15 protein-coding genes and 1 other RNA gene are annotated in these 17,190 nt (G+C 38.3%); all 16 read left to right on the forward strand.

The features are described from left to right. Positions 1 to 564: 564 nt before the first annotated feature. Positions 565 to 1,836 (forward strand): RNA polymerase factor sigma-54, encoded by a 1,272-nt coding sequence (gene rpoN / locus ACFPYN_RS08315; RefSeq protein WP_377733510.1) that lies wholly within the window; start codon positions 565 to 567, stop codon positions 1,834 to 1,836. Next, positions 1,836 to 2,069: a glutaredoxin family protein gene (locus ACFPYN_RS08320; protein WP_377733512.1), complete on the forward strand. Its 234-nt coding sequence runs from the start codon at positions 1,836 to 1,838 to the stop codon at positions 2,067 to 2,069. The genes rpoN and ACFPYN_RS08320 overlap by 1 nt, the downstream gene beginning before the upstream one ends. Positions 2,070 to 2,255: 186 nt before the next feature. Beyond that, positions 2,256 to 3,293, forward strand: a complete 1,038-nt coding sequence (locus tag ACFPYN_RS08325) for a sugar-binding transcriptional regulator (RefSeq protein WP_377733513.1) — start codon at positions 2,256 to 2,258, stop codon at positions 3,291 to 3,293. 12 nt (positions 3,294 to 3,305) lie between these two features. Next, positions 3,306 to 4,313 carry a type I glyceraldehyde-3-phosphate dehydrogenase gene (gap, locus tag ACFPYN_RS08330; RefSeq protein ID WP_377733514.1) on the forward strand — a complete coding sequence of 336 codons (1,008 nt, stop codon included), beginning with the start codon at positions 3,306 to 3,308 and terminating at the stop codon, positions 4,311 to 4,313. Positions 4,314 to 4,435: 122 nt separating this feature from the next. Next, positions 4,436 to 5,623, forward strand: coding sequence for a phosphoglycerate kinase (locus ACFPYN_RS08335; RefSeq protein ID WP_377733515.1), 1,188 nt, complete (start codon positions 4,436 to 4,438; stop codon positions 5,621 to 5,623). Between the two features lie 12 nt (positions 5,624 to 5,635). Further along, a complete protein-coding gene (gene tpiA, locus ACFPYN_RS08340) occupies positions 5,636 to 6,397 on the forward strand; it encodes a triose-phosphate isomerase (RefSeq protein ID WP_377733517.1) in 762 nt (253 codons plus the stop codon). Then, positions 6,390 to 7,934 (forward strand): 2,3-bisphosphoglycerate-independent phosphoglycerate mutase, encoded by a 1,545-nt coding sequence (gene gpmI, locus ACFPYN_RS08345; protein WP_377733519.1) that lies wholly within the window; start codon positions 6,390 to 6,392, stop codon positions 7,932 to 7,934. The genes tpiA and gpmI overlap by 8 nt, the downstream gene beginning before the upstream one ends. Before the next feature lie 2 nt (positions 7,935 to 7,936). Next, positions 7,937 to 9,232, forward strand: a complete 1,296-nt coding sequence (gene eno / locus ACFPYN_RS08350) for a phosphopyruvate hydratase (RefSeq protein ID WP_377733521.1) — start codon at positions 7,937 to 7,939, stop codon at positions 9,230 to 9,232. A gap of 240 nt (positions 9,233 to 9,472) precedes the next feature. Beyond that, on the forward strand, positions 9,473 to 9,700 hold the full coding sequence (gene secG, locus ACFPYN_RS08355) for a preprotein translocase subunit SecG (protein WP_377733522.1): 228 nt from the start codon (positions 9,473 to 9,475) through the stop codon (positions 9,698 to 9,700). 198 nt (positions 9,701 to 9,898) lie between these two features. Further along, entirely contained in the window at positions 9,899 to 10,645 is a 747-nt protein-coding gene (locus ACFPYN_RS08360) for an alpha/beta hydrolase (protein ID WP_377733523.1), read from the forward strand. Between the two features lie 43 nt (positions 10,646 to 10,688). Then, positions 10,689 to 13,055: a ribonuclease R gene (gene rnr, locus ACFPYN_RS08365; RefSeq protein ID WP_377733525.1), complete on the forward strand. Its 2,367-nt coding sequence runs from the start codon at positions 10,689 to 10,691 to the stop codon at positions 13,053 to 13,055. A 52-nt stretch (positions 13,056 to 13,107) separates the two neighbouring features. Continuing rightward, a complete protein-coding gene (gene smpB / locus ACFPYN_RS08370; protein ID WP_377733526.1) occupies positions 13,108 to 13,575 on the forward strand; it encodes an SsrA-binding protein SmpB in 468 nt (155 codons plus the stop codon). 155 nt (positions 13,576 to 13,730) lie between these two features. Continuing rightward, positions 13,731 to 14,085, forward strand: a transfer-messenger RNA (tmRNA) gene (gene ssrA, locus ACFPYN_RS08375). Positions 14,086 to 14,416: 331 nt separating this feature from the next. Beyond that, entirely contained in the window at positions 14,417 to 15,025 is a 609-nt protein-coding gene (locus ACFPYN_RS08380; protein WP_377733636.1) for a sugar transferase, read from the forward strand. A gap of 4 nt (positions 15,026 to 15,029) precedes the next feature. Continuing rightward, entirely contained in the window at positions 15,030 to 16,340 is a 1,311-nt protein-coding gene (locus tag ACFPYN_RS08385) for a polysaccharide biosynthesis tyrosine autokinase (protein ID WP_377733528.1), read from the forward strand. 13 nt (positions 16,341 to 16,353) lie between these two features. Then, complete coding sequence (locus ACFPYN_RS08390; RefSeq protein ID WP_377733529.1) at positions 16,354 to 17,103, forward strand: tyrosine-protein phosphatase; 750 nt, start codon at positions 16,354 to 16,356, stop codon at positions 17,101 to 17,103. Positions 17,104 to 17,190: the final 87 nt, after the last annotated feature.

Here is a 17,190-nt window from a genome sequence, read left to right on the forward strand (position 1 = left end):
CGACACTGCTGTTTATCGCATATTTGCACAGGTCGCATGGATACTAAAAGAAATTGAACTCGTTGTAAAAGTGAGCCAATCCCCTTTTAAAAGAGAAAGTCTATAATTTTAGTTCCATAAATCAAGTGTTTCATGGACAAAATATTGATTCATTAATAGTGTGGATTTCCGTTTCAAGCGGACGCTTTCCGCGGGGCGGGCGGTGAGCCTCCTCGGTCGCTTCGCGATCTGCGGGGTCTCACCTGTCCCGCTTATCCCGCTGGAAAGATATTGGACGAACTGTCATTCGTCCAATATCTTTGCGACGAGTAACCGCAGGAGCACATGTTTTTACAGTGACGAGGAGACTGAAGTCATGCCCGCGAAAAGCGTCCACCGTAGCGGAAATCAACAGGCTACTATGGTTACTCTTCTTAAAAGAACCGGGCGCACTTTGCCCGGTTTTTCTTAAGTAGGGGTAAATTAAATGTTATAAATCGCACATTAGAAACAGAAGATTTATTTATCTTCATATTTCACTCTGGAAAGCTTGTCTCGTATAATAGAAATGGGGAGTGGATTTGAATGGAACAACGTCTAAGTCAATTGCAAATGCAAACACAAAAATTAGCAATGACTCAATCGTTGCGTCAATCACTGGAAATCCTAAATTTCTCAACGTATGAACTTGAACATTTTCTAAGAGAGAAGCAAGATGAGAACCCGTGGTTGAAAGTACGATCAAAAGGTCCAACCCTCATTTCACCACAAATGGTTCAACAACAAGCGAGCCATTCTTCTTATAAAGACCTACTTTACGCACAATTGCTCGACTTTCATTTAACAGATGAGCTCATCTATGTGATTCACTGGCTCATTGATGATTTGGATGAATACGGATTCCTGACTGGTACCCTAGCAGAGTATGCAAGTTGGACGAATAAACCGGAAAGTATAATTCAACAAGCAATTGCTGTCATTCATGGATGTGAGCCAATTGGCATTGGAGCATTTTCAAAACAACATTCACTTATCTTGCAAGCGAAGTATCATGACCTATCTTCGGAAACAATCCATGTTGTTACCAATCATTTCGACTTGTTTATCTCGAAAAAATGGAAAGAGCTTGCGAAAAAAATACATATATCATTAGAAGAAATTCAACAAATTGCAGATACGTTATCAAATTTTTCTACATCACCTTTACAATTAATTACACAACACCAGGTAGCATACATTCAACCAGATGCCTATGTATCATTTGAGAATGAAGAGTTTACCATCGTTTATTATGGTCACGCTTTTCCTCAAGCACACGTGGATAAAACCTATTCACAAACCTTGTCATCCCAAATTGACGATGAGACAAAGACATATGTGCTTAATAAAACGAAAGAAGTCGAGAATATGGCTATTCAACTGAAGTGGCGTAAATCGACTTTGCAACGAATCATTCATGAAATTGTCCATAGTCAACAAAAATATTTCACTCATGGAACATCAAACTTAGTTCCAATGACTATGACAGATGTAGCAGAACGTTTAGAAATTCACGAGTCAACTGTTAGTCGGGCTGTTCGAGAGAAATACCTTCAAACGCAAACGGGAATCGTAGCATTAAAGTCTTTTTTTTCACAACCATCAGTTGATGATGTATCCGCAGCTCATGTAAAAGCACGAATTCAATTTTTTATTGAACATGAAGAAAAGAACAAGCCTTTATCCGATCAAAGCATTGTAGGTTTACTTTCAATAGAACGAATACATTTATCACGACGCGTAATTGCAAAGTATAGAGAACAACTTGGCATCTTTAGTTCTTCAAAAAGAAAACGATTTGAAAGGAAGGATTTATAATGAAAGTTCAATTTTATTCGCGATCGAACTGTCCTTTGTGTGAGGAAGCCAGACTAATGCTGGAATTAGTAAAGGAAGATATTTACTTAGACGTTGAAGAAATCAACATAGAAGAGGATGATGAACTTCACGAGAAATATCTACTTCGTATTCCTGTCATTGAGAGTAAGGGACAGATTATTCAAGAAGGTCGGATTGATTATCCTACACTGTTAGAGGCGTTTACTTCCTAAACGTCTTTTTATTTGCACTTTTTTTGAAAGAGGAGTATATTAATAATACAAGTGGGACATTAATTATAACACCGGGACAAAAAACGTCCCACCACTTATTGAAGTGTTGATTTACAAGTAGTAATTGAATAAACAGCATCATGTACCAACATGGAGCAATAGTGTTTTTCTAAGAGGGAGAATGCAATGGAACAATTACTAACAGCACAACAGAAATTGTTACCAGAAATGACGACTCTTCTCCAAAAAAGATATCGATTATTGATGACGATACAGTTGTCAGTCGGAATCGGACGCAGAGCATTAAGTGAAATCGTCCATTCCACTGAACGTGAGACGAGAAGAGAGTTAGACATTTTGAGAGCGCAAGGATTAATTCAAGTGTTGGCTAATGGAATGGAAATTACACATGAAGGTAATATTGTATTAGAAACTTTAAAAGATTTGGTTCATGAATGGTCTGGATTGTACGATATGGAAAAACAACTTGAAAAAACATTTAAATTAGCTCGAGTTATTATTGTTCCAGGTGACAGTGAAATCGAAACTCCTGCCAAATCCTTGATAGGGCAAGAAGCAGCAAAACAGCTTGAGTTGTTATCTAAAGATCAAGATACTGTTGCTGTTACTGGTGGCAGTACGATAGCAGCTATTGCCAATCACTTATCGGTGCATATTAAGCCAAAGAGTTTAGTCTTTGTCGCAGCACGAGGTGGGATTGGGGAAAACGTGGAATTACAAGCAAATCATATTGCATCCGCCTTCGCTACCCAAGCAAGTGGAACGTCACGAACGCTGTACTTACCCGATCATTTAAGTGAAACAGCATACAAGACAATGATTAAAGAACCAGTCATAAAAGAAATGATGGATCTATATGATAAGACAAACATTGTCATTCACGGTATTGGGGACGCAAAAGAAATGGCAAAACGTCGTAATTCAGGTCACGAGGAAGTCGATATCATTTTGCATAAGCAAGCTGTGGGAGAAGCTTTTGGTTATTACTTTAATGAACAAGGTAAAGCTGTTCATCGAATACGTACGGTAGGGATTCAATTAAAACAACTCAAACATGCCCGACATTTATTGGCAGTAGCGGGTGGAGCTTCTAAAGCGTCTGCCATACTATCTTATTTAAAACATGCACCACATCAAACGGTATTAATTACCGATGAAGGTGCCGCGAAAAAAATAACTCAACTTATGATAAATGAAAATTAGGAGGAAATTTAAATGACTTTAAAATTAGCGATTAACGGATTCGGACGTATTGGGCGAGTAGTATTCCGCGAGGCATTAACACGTGACGGAGTAGAAGTAGTAGCAATCAACGATTTAACAAATGCAGCAATGTTAGCACATTTACTGAAATATGATTCAGTACACGGTATTTTCGATGCAGAAGTATCATCTGAAGGCGACTACTTAATTGTCAATGGCAAACAAGTACGTGTCTATGCAGAAAAAGATCCTTCAGTATTGCCTTGGAAAGACCTTGAAATTGATATTGTTATTGAAGCAACAGGTATTTTCCGCGACAACGAATCTGCTGGAAAACACATTGAAGCAGGTGCTAAAAAAGTTATCGTTTCTTCACCTGGTAAGAGTGGAATGTCTACCTTCGTTATGGGTGTTAATCACGAAACATATAACCCAGAAACGGATCATGTAGTTTCAAACGCATCTTGTACAACAAATAGCTTAGCGCCAGTTGCAAAAGTTCTTCATGAAAACTTTGGAATTAGACGTGGTATGATGACAACTATTCATTCATACACAAACGATCAACGTATTTTAGATTTACCACATGAAGATTACCGTCGTGCTCGTGCGGCAGCTGAATCAATGATTCCAACTTCAACAGGAGCTGCAGCAGCAGTGTCATTAGTTCTTCCAGAATTAAAAGGCAAGTTAGATGGTATGGCTGTTCGAGTACCAACTCCAAACGTATCACTTGTTGACTTAGTCGTAGAACTCAATAAAGATGTAACGACTGAAGAAGTAAATGCTGCACTTAAATCAGCATCTGAAAACGAATTAAAAGGTTTCTTAGAATACAATGAATTGCCTTTAGTATCTCGTGACTATAACGGCAATGCTGCTTCATCAACTGTAGATGGATTGTCTACAATGGTTCTTGAGAAAAATATGGTTAAAGTATTGTCTTGGTATGACAATGAAACTGGTTACTCAACGCGTTGTATCGACCTTGCATTACACATGTCAAGCAAAGGTTTATAAGAGGGGACGCTGTCCGGCTAAAGTAGCGGATCTTATCATTAACCTCTATAATAGAGTTGGGTAAAAGGAACGGAGGTACCCTCCGTTCCTTATTTTTTTAATGCCGAAGGAGGAGATTCTTCATGAAACAAAAACAGACAATGCAACAATTAGACTTAGCAGGTAAACGGGTTTTCTGCCGCGTTGATTTCAACGTGCCAATGGAAGACGGGAAAATTACAGATGACACTAGAATTCGTGCTGCACTCCCTACTATTCAACACTTAGTGGAAAAAGGTGCAAAAGTAATTTTAGCGAGTCATATGGGTCGTCCAAAAGGGGAAGTTACAGAAGAATTACGCTTAACAGCAGTGGGTGAACACTTAAGTGAGCTATTACATAAACCAGTTCAAAAATTAGACGAGTCAATTGGAGCGTCGGTTGAACATGCTATTGCCGGCATGGATCAAGGCGACATCGTCTTACTTGAAAATGTCCGTTTCCATAAAGGTGAAGAAAAAAATGATTCAGTTTTAGCAGAACAATTCTCTAAATTAGCAGATGTCTTTGTAAATGATGCTTTTGGAGCAGCACATCGTGCACATGCTTCAACTGAAGGAATCGCGAAATACATTCCAGCAGTTTCAGGATTGTTAATGGAAAAAGAATTAGACGTTCTAGGTAAAGTTTTGTCTGAACCAGAACGACCATTTACCGCTATTATTGGCGGAGCAAAAGTAAAAGATAAAATTGGTGTCATCGATCATTTATTAGACAAAGTCGACAATCTGTTAATCGGTGGGGGCTTATCTTATACGTTTTCGAGAGCACAAGGCTACGATATTGGAAAGTCATTAGTAGAAGAAGACAAAATTGATTTAGCCAAATCGTTTATTGAAAAAGCAAAAAACAAAGGCGTGAATTTATATTTGCCTATGGATGTAGTTGTTGCAAGTGAGTTTTCAAAAGATGCTGAAACAAAAGTAGTGAACATTGATGAAATCCCTTCTGATTGGATGGGTCTTGATATTGGTCCAAAAACAACGTCTCAATATGCAGACGTAATTGCCAATTCAAAACTAATTATTTGGAATGGTCCAATGGGCGTATTTGAAATGGCACCATTTGCACAAGGAACGAAGGGTGTTGCAAACGCTATGGCAGCCACACAAGCCTATACAGTCATCGGTGGCGGCGATTCAGCTGCTGCTGTTGAGAAATTTGATGTAGCTGATAAAATGGATCACATTTCAACTGGTGGCGGAGCTTCATTAGAGTTCATGGAAGGTAAAGACTTACCTGGAGTTGTAGCACTAAACGATCAAAACTAAGGAGGAATTCGCATGCGAAAACCCATTATTGCTGGTAACTGGAAAATGTACAAAACTTTATCTGAAGCGAAACAATTTGCTGAAGAAGTAAAAGGATTAGCACCAGATTCTGTGAAAGTGGATACAGTGATTTGTGCACCGGCACTTTTTCTTGAACAGTTAACACAATCATTATCTGGATCAGCTGTACATGTAGGTGCTCAAACGATGCACTTTGAAAATGAAGGGGCTTTTACTGGTGAAGTTAGCCCAGTTCAATTAGCAGACTTAGGTGTTGAATATGTAGTTTTAGGACACTCAGAACGACGTGAATATTTTAATGAAACAGACGAAGCGGTCAATAAGAAAGTGCATGCAGCATTTGCGCATTCATTAACTCCTATTGTTTGCGTTGGTGAAACACTTGAAGAGCGTGAAGCAGGCAACACAGCTTCTAAAGTCGAAGGTCAAGTAGAATTAGCACTTGCTAACTTGACTGAAGCTCAAGTCAAACAAACGGTTATTGCATATGAACCAATTTGGGCAATCGGGACAGGTAAAACAGCAACTTCTGAAAATGCCAATGAAGTATGTGGTGCGATTCGTTCTAAAGTAGAGTCTTTATTTGGACAAGAAGTATCTGAGGCAGTTCGAATTCAGTATGGTGGTTCTGTCAAACCCGAGAATATTGAAGAATTATTAACTATGGAGCATATCGATGGAGCACTTGTCGGTGGCGCAAGCTTACAATCTGGATCGTTCTTAAAATTACTGGAGGCTGGTGCCAATGTCTAAAATTCCAGTCGCTCTAATTATTCTGGATGGTTTTGCGCTACGTAGTGAAGTTTTTGGCAATGCAGTGGCACAAGCGACAAAACCGAACTTTGATCGTTACTGGAATACTTATGCACATGCGTCTTTAATTGCTTCTGGAAATGCAGTGGGACTTCCAGAAGGGCAAATGGGAAATTCAGAAGTGGGTCATTTAAATATTGGTGCAGGACGAACTGTGTATCAAAATTTAACTAGAATTCACAAATCGATTGTTGATGCGGATTTCTTTCAAAATGCCGCCTTTATGGAAGCTATCGCACATGTGAAAGCTCATGGATCAAAACTTCATTTAATGGGTTTGTTGTCTGACGGTGGTGTTCATTCGCATTACGAGCATTTATTTGCATTGTTGAAGTTGGCGAAAGCACAAGGACTAGAAGATGTGTTTGTACACGGATTCTTAGATGGTCGCGATGTTGGCCCATCAACAGCACTTTCTTATATTGAAGAAACCGAAAAACAAATGTCTACGATTGGTGTAGGAAAGTTTGCGACTATTAGTGGACGTTATTATGCAATGGACCGAGATCGTAGATGGGAACGAGTAGAGAAAGCTTATCGTGCTTTAGTGGATGGGGTTGGAGAAATATCTACATCAGCTGCAGAAGGAGTGAAAGCTTCTTATGATAGCAAAATAGCAGATGAATTTGTCTTGCCGTTTGTCATTAAAGAACAAGGAAAAGCCGTTGCGACGATTGATTCACAGGATGCCGTGATTTTCTTTAATTTCAGACCGGACAGAGCGATTCAATTATCATCTGTCTTTACAAATCCAAGTTGTAATCCAGCATTTTCTTTAAGCTCTAAACACCCAACGGATTTAAAGTTTGTGACATTTACATCTTATAGTGACGAAGTTTTGGCTTCTGTTGCCTATAAAAGTGACAACTTGATTAACACCGTGGGTGAGGTTCTTGCAAATAATGGGAAAACTCAATTGCGCATTGCTGAAACGGAAAAGTTCCCTCATGTTACTTTCTTTATGAGTGGAGGCCGAGAAGAACGTTTTCCTGGTGAAGAACGTATTTTAATTGACTCTCCAAAGGTCGCAACGTATGATTTACAGCCTGAAATGAGTGCTTATGAAGTTACCGACGCTTTGCTTGAAGCCATTGCTTCTGATCGATTTGATGGAATTTTATTAAACTTTGCAAATCCCGACATGGTCGGTCATAGCGGTATGCTCGAGCCAACAATTCGTGCGATTGAAGTAGTTGATGAATGTTTAGGCCGCATTGTTGACGCACTAATTGCTAAAGGTGGAGCAGCAATTATCACAGCAGATCATGGTAATTCAGATGAAGTTTTAACGATTGCAGGTCAACCTATGACTGCGCACACAACGAATCCTGTACCTGTGATTGTCACGAAAAATGGAATTGAATTACGTGAAGAAGGTATCTTAGCAGATCTTGCGCCTACCATGTTACACTTATTAGGAATTAGTCAACCGCCTGAAATGACAGGTAAAACATTACTGAAAGCTGAGGAGATTTAAACATGCCAATCATTACACAAATACAAGCTCGTGAAGTATTAGATTCTCGCGGAAATCCAACAATTGAAGTTGAAGTATTTACAGAAAGCGGAGCATTTGGCCGTGCAATTGTACCTTCAGGCGCATCTACTGGTGAGCATGAAGCCGTAGAACTACGTGATGGAGACAAGAGTCGTTACCTTGGTAAAGGTGTGCTTAAAGCCGTTGAAAACGTTAATGTAGTGATTGCAGAAGAACTTGAAGAAAAATTCACTGTTTTAGATCAAGTTTCAATAGATCAAGCGATGATTGAATTAGATGGTACAGAAAACAAAGGCAAACTTGGCGCTAACGCAATTCTTGGAGTTTCACTTGCCACTGCACATGCAGCAGCTGACTACTTGGATATTCCGTTATATCAATACTTAGGTGGATTTAACGCGAAACAACTTCCTGTTCCAATGATGAATATCTTAAACGGTGGGGAACATGCTGATAACAATGTTGATATTCAAGAATTCATGGTCATGCCTGTAGGGGCAAAAACTTTCCGTGAAGCACTTCAAATGGGCGCTGAAATTTTCCATAACTTGAAATCAGTATTGAAAGATAAAGGATTGAACACAGCCGTAGGCGATGAAGGTGGATTCGCTCCTAACTTAGCGTCAAATGAAGAAGCTATTACTACAATTTTGACTGCTATTGAAAAAGCGGGATACAAACCAGGAGAAGAAATCTTACTAGCGATGGATGTTGCTTCATCTGAATTCTTCAATAAAGAAGATGGTAAATATCATCTAGTTGGCGAAGGCATCGTAAAAACATCTGAAGAAATGGTTAACTGGTATGAAGAGCTTTGCGATAAATACCCAATCGTTTCAATTGAAGATGGATTAGATGAAAATGACTGGGCTGGTCATAAATTATTGACAGAACGCTTAGGTAATCGTATTCAACTTGTAGGTGACGATTTATTCGTTACAAACACTACGAAACTTGCTAGAGGGATTGAAGAAGGCGTTGGGAACTCAATCTTAATCAAAGTAAACCAAATCGGTACATTAACAGAAACATTTGATGCGATTGAAATGGCGAAACGTGCTGGTTATACAACCGTAATTTCTCATCGCTCTGGTGAATCTGAAGATTCAACGATTGCTGATATCGCAGTTGCTACAAATGCTGGCCAAATTAAAACGGGTGCACCGTCACGATCTGACCGCGTTGCGAAATACAATCAATTACTTCGTATTGAAGACCAACTATACGAAACTGCTCAATACTTAGGAATGAAAACTTTCTATAACTTGAAAAAATAAAGTTAAGAGCCGCACACTCCTATAAGGAAGTGCGGCTCTTTTTAAAGTTTTGGAGTTAGTTAAATAAACTCTCTTTGAAGTCGATTAAAGGCACTTCACAGCCAAAATCAATGTAAAAGTGTAAAGACAACAAATTATCTGACAGAATTCTTCATGTATTTTTCTCAGCTTATTGTACTTGTCTCTATAATTTGGTAAAATAGTTCTTGTTGTGATGTTTCTGATCAGGAGGTGGAACAAATGCATGCGTTGTTATTGACTTTACTCGTCATCGTTTCGCTAGCATTAATCGTTGTTGTGTTGTTACAATCAGGGAAAAGTGCAGGTTTATCAGGTGCCATCTCGGGCGGAGCTGAGCAACTTTTCGGAAAGCAAAAAGCAAGAGGAATTGATCTTGTCTTGCACCGTATAACGATTGTATTAGCTGTGTTATTTTTTATTCTGGCAATTGCCGTAACCAAATTATAATCAACATACGAACCGCCTGACCGACTGAACTGGTTAGGCGTTTTCTTATATTGATTATTAAATGGGATACATTGGATATTAATGCAAAAAAGTATAATAGGTATGGCCTAGTTCCAAGCACCAGTGCGTTTCGTAGCTTCAGCGTTGAAGTCGAGCTAAAGGTATGCTTTGCAATTTCTATTATTGGAGGTTTTTTGAATGCGAATCGCGCAACCCAAACCGTTCTTTTTTGAAGCGGGTAAAAGAGCCGTATTATTGTTACATGGATTTACGGGGAATTCGTCAGATGTGCGTATGCTTGGTCGCTTTTTAGAAAAAAACGGCTATACATCACTGGCGCCTCATTATAAAGGTCATGGAGTACCACCAGAAGAATTAATCCAGACAGGACCAACTGATTGGTGGAAAGATGTTATGCGCGGCTATGATCAATTAAAGGCAGCAGGCTATGAAGAAATTGCGGTTGCTGGATTATCATTAGGCGGTGTCTTTTCAATAAAATTAGGGTATACCGTACCTGTAAAGGGAATTGTGACGATGTGTGCACCCATGTCGATGAAAACGACAGAACTTATGTATGAAGGTGTTATTAAATATGCAAGAGATTATAAGCGTTATGAAGGAAAAGACATATCGCTTATAGAAGAAGAAGTAAAGGCTCTTCAAAGTAAGTCGATGGATTCACTATCAGATTTGCGAAACCTAGTTTATGACGTTCGTGACCATGTGGATCATGTGTATGCTCCTTTATTTGTTGTGCAAGGACGTCAAGATAGCGTTATTGAAGTGAACTCAGCTAATATTATACATGATGAGGCAGAGTCATTTGAAAAACGGTTAAAATGGTATGAGAAATCAGGTCATGTAATAACACTCGATCAAGAAAAAGAGCAATTACATGAAGACATATTAGAATTTTTACAGACGCTAGAGTGGCAGGTGTAAAAACCGTCTCACTCGCACACGCTATAAAAAGGAGGGATGAAAGATGGAACAAAACTTACAACAACGTTTGCTTGATTTCATGCGTGAAGAAGAATATCATCCATTGACTGTTCAAGAAATTGAAAGCCAATTTGGATTTGAAGATGCAGATGAATTTAAAGAGTTAGTTAAGACGTTAGTTCGTCTTGAAGAAAAAGGTTTTGTGATTCGTTCAAAATCAAATCGCTATGGTGTTCCTGAAAGAATGAATTTACTTAGAGGTAAATTTATTGGACATGCTAGAGGATTTGGATTCGTTGCACCTGATGAAGCAGGTATGGATGATATTTTTATTCCACCTACTGAAGTAAATGGGGCAATGAACGGCGATATCGTTCTAGTACGTGTTTCAAGTGCAAGTTCAGGAGACCGTCGTGAAGGGTCCATTACGAAAATTGCAGAACGTGGTATTTCTAAAGTGGTGGGTCAGTTCCAAGACAATAAAGGTTTTGGCTTTGTGCTTCCAGATGATAAAAAAATCTCAATGGATATTTTTATCGCAAAAGAAGATACACTTGGTGCGATTGATGGACATAAAGTAGTTGTAGAAATTACAGGATGGCCAGAAGGTCGTAAATCTGCAACTGGTATGGTTACACAAATTCTTGGTCATAAAAATGATCCAGGTGTTGATATTTTATCAATCATCCATAAACATGGTATTGAAATTGATTTCCAACAACCAGTCATCGATCAAGCCAATGCTGTACCAGATGAAATTGATGAGGCTGACTTAGAGGGTCGACGTGATTTGCGAAATGAAGTCATTGTAACGATTGACGGAGCAGACGCAAAAGACTTGGATGACGCTGTAACAGTTACGAAAAATCCTGATGGCACCTATAAACTTGGCGTTCACATTGCGGACGTTAGCCATTACGTTACTGAAGGTTCACCAATGGACACTGAAGCGTATGATCGTGCGACAAGTGTCTATTTAACAGACCGAGTCATTCCGATGCTTCCACACCGTTTATCTAACGGTATTTGTTCTTTGAATCCTCAAGTAGATCGATTAACTTTATCATGTGAAATGGTTATTGATGGCACTGGAAACGTGGTCTCGCACCAAATATTCCAAAGTGTAATTAATACGAAAGAACGCATGACCTATACGGATGTCTTTAAGATTGTTGAAGAAAAAGATGAAGCATTAATAGAACGTTACCGTGATTTAGTACCTATGTTTAACCTTATGGTTGAACTAGCTGATATTTTGCGAGAAAAACGGGCAAAACGTGGAGCAATTGATTTTGATTTTAAAGAATCAAAAGTCATTGTGGACGATGAAGGATGGCCAACAGATGTTGTAATTCGAGAACGTACTGTTGCTGAGCGATTGATAGAAGAGTTCATGTTAGCAGCAAACGAAACTGTAGCTGAACATTTCCACTGGATGGAAGTACCATTCATTTATCGTATACACGAAGATCCAAAACCTGAAAAACTTCAACGCTTCTTCGAATTCATAACAAACTTCGGCTTAGTTGTTAAAGGATCTGGTAATGAGATTCATCCAAGAGCTTTACAAGAAATCGTAGAGGCTATTGAAGGATTACCAGAAGCACCCGTAATCTCAACGATGATGCTTCGTTCATTGCAACAAGCTCGTTATTACTCTGAGAGTCTAGGTCACTTTGGTTTATCAACGGATTATTATACACATTTCACATCACCGATACGCCGTTATCCGGATTTAATTGTGCACAGATTGATTCGCACGTATTTAATTAATGGAGATGTATCGAAACCGACCGTCGCTCATTGGGATGCCGTTATGCCTGAAATTGCCGACCATACTTCTGATCGTGAACGTCGTGCAGTGGAAGCAGAACGCGATACTGAATCATTGAAAAAGGCACAATTTATGGTAGACAAAATTGGTGAAGAGTTCGAAGGGATTGTTAGCTCAATCACAAACTTCGGAATGTTTATTGAATTGCCAAATACCATTGAAGGTCTTGTCCATGTAAGTAATATGACGGATGATTATTACAGATTTGATGATCGTCAAATGATGATGTTAGGTGAGCGTGCAGGCAAACAGTATCGCATCGGTGATGAAGTGACCGTTCGTGTTACTGCTGTTAAACCTGAAGAATCTGCAATTGATTTTGAAATCGTAGGAATGACTAAAGCTTTCCAACGCACACGTAAAGAAGCGCCTAAAGTTTTCCATGCAAACCGTAAAGATGGTTCAGGAAAACGCACTTCTGAGAATTCTTCAAACCGTAAAGAAGGTTCTGGACGACGCTCAACTGAGAGTCCTTCTAAACCGGGTCAGAAAAAAGAAGTAAAACAAAAGCAAAAGTATTATGAAGGCATTGCGAAGAAGCAACAAGGTCAAGGCCGTAAAAGAAAGAAAAAGTAAATAACTTGAGCGGCAAGTAGCCGCTCATTTCTAAACTGCGAGGTGAAACCAAATGCCAAAAGGTGAAGGAAAAGTGGTTTCGCAAAATAAGAAAGCGAATCACGATTATTTTATTGAGGAAACGATTGAAGCGGGAATTGTGCTTTTAGGAACCGAAATAAAATCAGTACGAAAAGGCAAAGTTCAATTAAAAGAAGCATTCGTGCGCATTCGAAACAATGAAGCATGGATCTCTAATATGCATATCAGTACTTATGAACAAGGAAATCGTTTTAATCATGAACCGTTGCGATCTCGAAAACTATTGCTCCATAAAAAACAAATTAACGAGTTAATAGGGTTATCAAAACAAGATGGTTTTTCAATTATTCCAATCAAAATGTATTTAAAAGATGGTTTTGCTAAAGTATTAATTGGCTTAGGTAAAGGGAAAAAGAATTACGATAAACGTGATGATTTAAGGAAAAAAGAAGCGAAGCGTGATATCGAACGTGCCTTCAAATCTCGAAACCAAGATTAAAACTACTTGAAGTTTGACCAATTTTGTCTTATAATACAAATACAGCTTGCCAGATGTACATGTAGTTCACCCGAACTTCCAATAAGAGTTCAAGAAGGAACAAAAAATAGCATTAGCTAATTTTTGAGCATGCCTTTTTGATCAACCTTTATTAAGGGGACGTTACGGATTCGACAGGGATGGTCTGAGCTTAAGTTGCGCGTCGGAGGGCTCGGCTCCGTATCAACGGCACTCTATAATAACTGGCAAAAACCAAAACCTAGCATTCGCAGCGTAAGCTGACGATGTTGCTTGTCTTGGCCATCGCCCATGTGGTCATGTACGAGCTCACTTTAAGTGGGATACGATTGTCGATGCAACTTGAGTCGACAAGAAGAGATTTTCAAGTTAGCGCACAAGACGCCCGCTTGTCGGCATAATGCTGCGCGAAATTTAATAGGCAAGATATACGCGTAGACGCTTAAGTGTTGGAGTTTCTGGACGCGGGTTCGATTCCCGCCGTCTCCATTTACATGATTTATGTAGGTGGATATAATCTATTCAATCAAGCACGTCTTTCGATTAATTTCGAAAGGCGTGTTTTTTTGTTGTGTAAATTCAGTCATGATCCTTTTATTACATAAAATAGTGAAAAAATTAAATGAAATACATACTTTTATCATAAATCGAATGAAATTTCACTTTGAAAATCATAATGACTAGTTCATTAGTAGTTCTGTGTGTGGAAATATCGGAATACAATCAAGTAGACATGATGATTTAATGAAACCCGAAAAAATATAAAGGAGAGTAGGATCTGGAAAGGATTCGTTCATTACTACAAGTAAAATTCGAACCATTTATTTATGAACGATTTGGTAAACGATGTTTCGACGTGAGTGTATCTCTATTTTTACTACTGATTCTATTACCTCTGTATCCCATCATCTCACTTTTATTACTTATGTCTTCAGGTACACCACTTTTGTTTACACAAATAAGGACTGGCCAATTTAATGAGCCATTTAAAATCATTAAATTTCGAACGATGAAGAATAATAAAAAAAAGGTAAACAACCCTCAAGATGCTTGGTACGAAGGAGTCCCAGATGATTTTATTTTCAAGTCTGCTCACAATTCGGAAGTCACAAAGATAGGTGCGTTTTTAAGAAAAAGCAGTATTGATGAGATACCTCAACTCTTCAATGTGTTGCGAGGTGATATGAGTTTGATTGGACCTCGCCCAGAAGTTCCTGAAATTACACAATGGTATAACGAAAAACAGTTGAATCGATTGTTAATGAAACCTGGTTTGACCGGTTGGGCACAAGTAAATGGACGAGCGGATAGTTGTCATGGACATAAAATTGAGCATGATTTATTTTACATAAAAAATTGCTCATTTAAATTAGACTTGAAAATTTTCATACTTACAATCGTGGCAATTTGGAAAGGCAAGGGGGCTTATTAGGTTCATGAATCGAACATTGGAAATTCGTGATTTCATTCGTTTGTTTAAAAAGAAGAAGAAAATTATTTTACTCGTTACATTCTATATAACACTGATTGGAGGATTTGCGAGCTTTGCTATTCCTCCAAAGTTTGAAGCAAAGACAGATGTTCTAGTAAATTTCACGACTGCAAATATCGTTTCAAGTGGAGAAATTGATGCGAATTTACGACTGATTGAAACATACAAATATTTAATGAAAAGTAACCGCATCTTAAATAAGGTAAATGGTTCGCTAGAAGAGACATATAAAAAAGATGAGCTTAGTCAAAAAGTTGAAATACAATCAAACATAAATTCACAAATATTAACCATATTGGCTGAAGAGAAAACACCAGAAAAAGCAGCTGCATTAGCAAATACATTGGCTAAAACCTTTCAAGAAGAGATCAAAACACTCATGAACTTAGAGAACGTACATATCTTAAGTCAGGCAACTGTTGGAGAAGATACAAAGTCAATCAAGCCCATCACTGCACTGTTTTTCATTATTTCAGCAATAGTTGGATTTTTAGTGAGTTATACATTTGTCCTCATCCAAGAAATGTTCTTTACCTTAATTGACTCTTCTGAAAAAGCTGAAAAAGCACTTGGATTGCCGGTAGTTGGCGTTATTCCTGCTGGAGAAGGAAAACTCATTCATGAATTGGCTTCCTTTGATGTTTTTACAGAAATGTTTCGCTCCATTCGTGCAAATTTACTTTATGTGCTATCAAAGAAAAATGCAAAAACGCTTCTCGTTACAAGTGCAGAGCCTGGAGATGGTAAATCTTATGTGAGTGCAAACTTAAGTATTGTATTTGCTATGGATCAAAAAAAAACCGTCTATGTAGATGCAGATTTACGAAGAGGAACTGGACGTAATTTGTTTCATTTACCAAAACGTGTTGGGGTTACTTCGTATTTAGCTGGCCAATGTAATTTGCAAGATATTATTCAGCCTACTGAAGTACCAAATTTATCCTTTATAAGTGCTGGTCCTGTTCCCCCCAATCCAACAGAGTTATTATCTTCTACTAAATTTGTTCGATTTTTAGAAGAATTAAAGAACCAATTCGACATCATCATTGTGGACACACCTCCATTGCTAGTTGCAGATACATTACATATATCTGCAAATGTAGATGGATGCTTGTATGTGGTGAATGCTGAGTCTTCTAAAGTGGAACAAGCTATTTATTCAATTGAACTGTTAAAACAAGTCCAGGCTCCGCTGATTGGTTCAATCATCAATAAATCAAAAGGCTCAACCCGTTCTTATTCTTATTACAATTAAGGAGTGAGTCGTTATGATCGTAGATTTGCACAACCATGTTCTACCAGGAGTAGACGATGGTCCATCAACAGAATTAGAGGCAATACTTCTAATTCAAAATGCTGCTAAAAATGGAGTGACTCATATTGTCGCTACTCCACATCACCGGAATGGTCGATTTGATCAAGATATTAACGAAATAAAAAATTCTATTCACATTCTGAATTTATTAATTCAAGAGAGAGAAATTCCGGTGACCATCTTACCAGGCATGGAAGTTCATCTTCATGGGGAGTTAATGCAAGAGTTAGAATCAGAAATTATGACGCTTGCAGACAGCCATAAATATGTATTAATTGAATTTCCAGCACAACTCATTCCACAATTCACAGATTCCATATTTTACGAATTACAGATAAAGGGATACATTCCTGTCATAGCTCATGCTGAGAAAAATACGGAAATTCGGCGTCATCCTAAAAAGTTAATAGATTTAGTAAATAAAGGTGCTCTCGTACAAGTTACTGCTGGCAGTGTAACTGGTGCAAACGGAAAGGATTTACAAAGATTCGCATTAAAATTATGTCAGCATCAGATGGTGCACTTTATAGCTTCAGATGCTCACAATGTTCATAAACGTCCATTTTTAATTCAACAAGCATACCATGTGATTCAACAAAAACTAGGTAAAGAATTGGTTACATACTTTCAGCGAAATGCTCATCATGTATTAGATGGAGTTGAATTCGAAACGCTGCAACCTAGATTTTTAGCAAAGGTATAGATCGATGAATATAGAAGGAAAAGCAAATGAGAAAATTGTGTTTTGTTATTATTTCAGCGGGAAACAAATTATAAATTTACATTTGGG

It is taken from the genome of Paenisporosarcina macmurdoensis (assembly GCF_042658845.1).
Lineage (GTDB): Bacteria > Bacillota > Bacilli > Bacillales_A > Planococcaceae > Paenisporosarcina > Paenisporosarcina macmurdoensis.

Bases quoted from the DNA above. Each gene is read 5' to 3' on its own strand.
- secG (WP_377733522.1), top strand. From the start codon at position 9,473: ATGCATGCGTTGTTATTGACTTTACTCGTCATCGTTTCGCTAGCATTA.
- ACFPYN_RS08385 (WP_377733528.1), top strand. From the start codon at position 15,030: ATGAATCGAACATTGGAAATTCGTGATTTCATTCGTTTGTTTAAAAAG.
- ACFPYN_RS08325 (WP_377733513.1), top strand. From the start codon at position 2,256: ATGGAACAATTACTAACAGCACAACAGAAATTGTTACCAGAAATGACG.
- ACFPYN_RS08335 (WP_377733515.1), top strand. From the start codon at position 4,436: ATGAAACAAAAACAGACAATGCAACAATTAGACTTAGCAGGTAAACGG.
- ACFPYN_RS08360 (WP_377733523.1), top strand. From the start codon at position 9,899: ATGCGAATCGCGCAACCCAAACCGTTCTTTTTTGAAGCGGGTAAAAGA.
- ACFPYN_RS08390 (WP_377733529.1), top strand. From the start codon at position 16,354: ATGATCGTAGATTTGCACAACCATGTTCTACCAGGAGTAGACGATGGT.
- gpmI (WP_377733519.1), top strand. From the start codon at position 6,390: ATGTCTAAAATTCCAGTCGCTCTAATTATTCTGGATGGTTTTGCGCTA.
- rnr (WP_377733525.1), top strand. From the start codon at position 10,689: ATGGAACAAAACTTACAACAACGTTTGCTTGATTTCATGCGTGAAGAA.
- rpoN (WP_377733510.1), top strand. From the start codon at position 565: ATGGAACAACGTCTAAGTCAATTGCAAATGCAAACACAAAAATTAGCA.
- eno (WP_377733521.1), top strand. From the start codon at position 7,937: ATGCCAATCATTACACAAATACAAGCTCGTGAAGTATTAGATTCTCGC.
- tpiA (WP_377733517.1), top strand. From the start codon at position 5,636: ATGCGAAAACCCATTATTGCTGGTAACTGGAAAATGTACAAAACTTTA.
- smpB (WP_377733526.1), top strand. From the start codon at position 13,108: ATGCCAAAAGGTGAAGGAAAAGTGGTTTCGCAAAATAAGAAAGCGAAT.
- gap (WP_377733514.1), top strand. From the start codon at position 3,306: ATGACTTTAAAATTAGCGATTAACGGATTCGGACGTATTGGGCGAGTA.
- ACFPYN_RS08320 (WP_377733512.1), top strand. From the start codon at position 1,836: ATGAAAGTTCAATTTTATTCGCGATCGAACTGTCCTTTGTGTGAGGAA.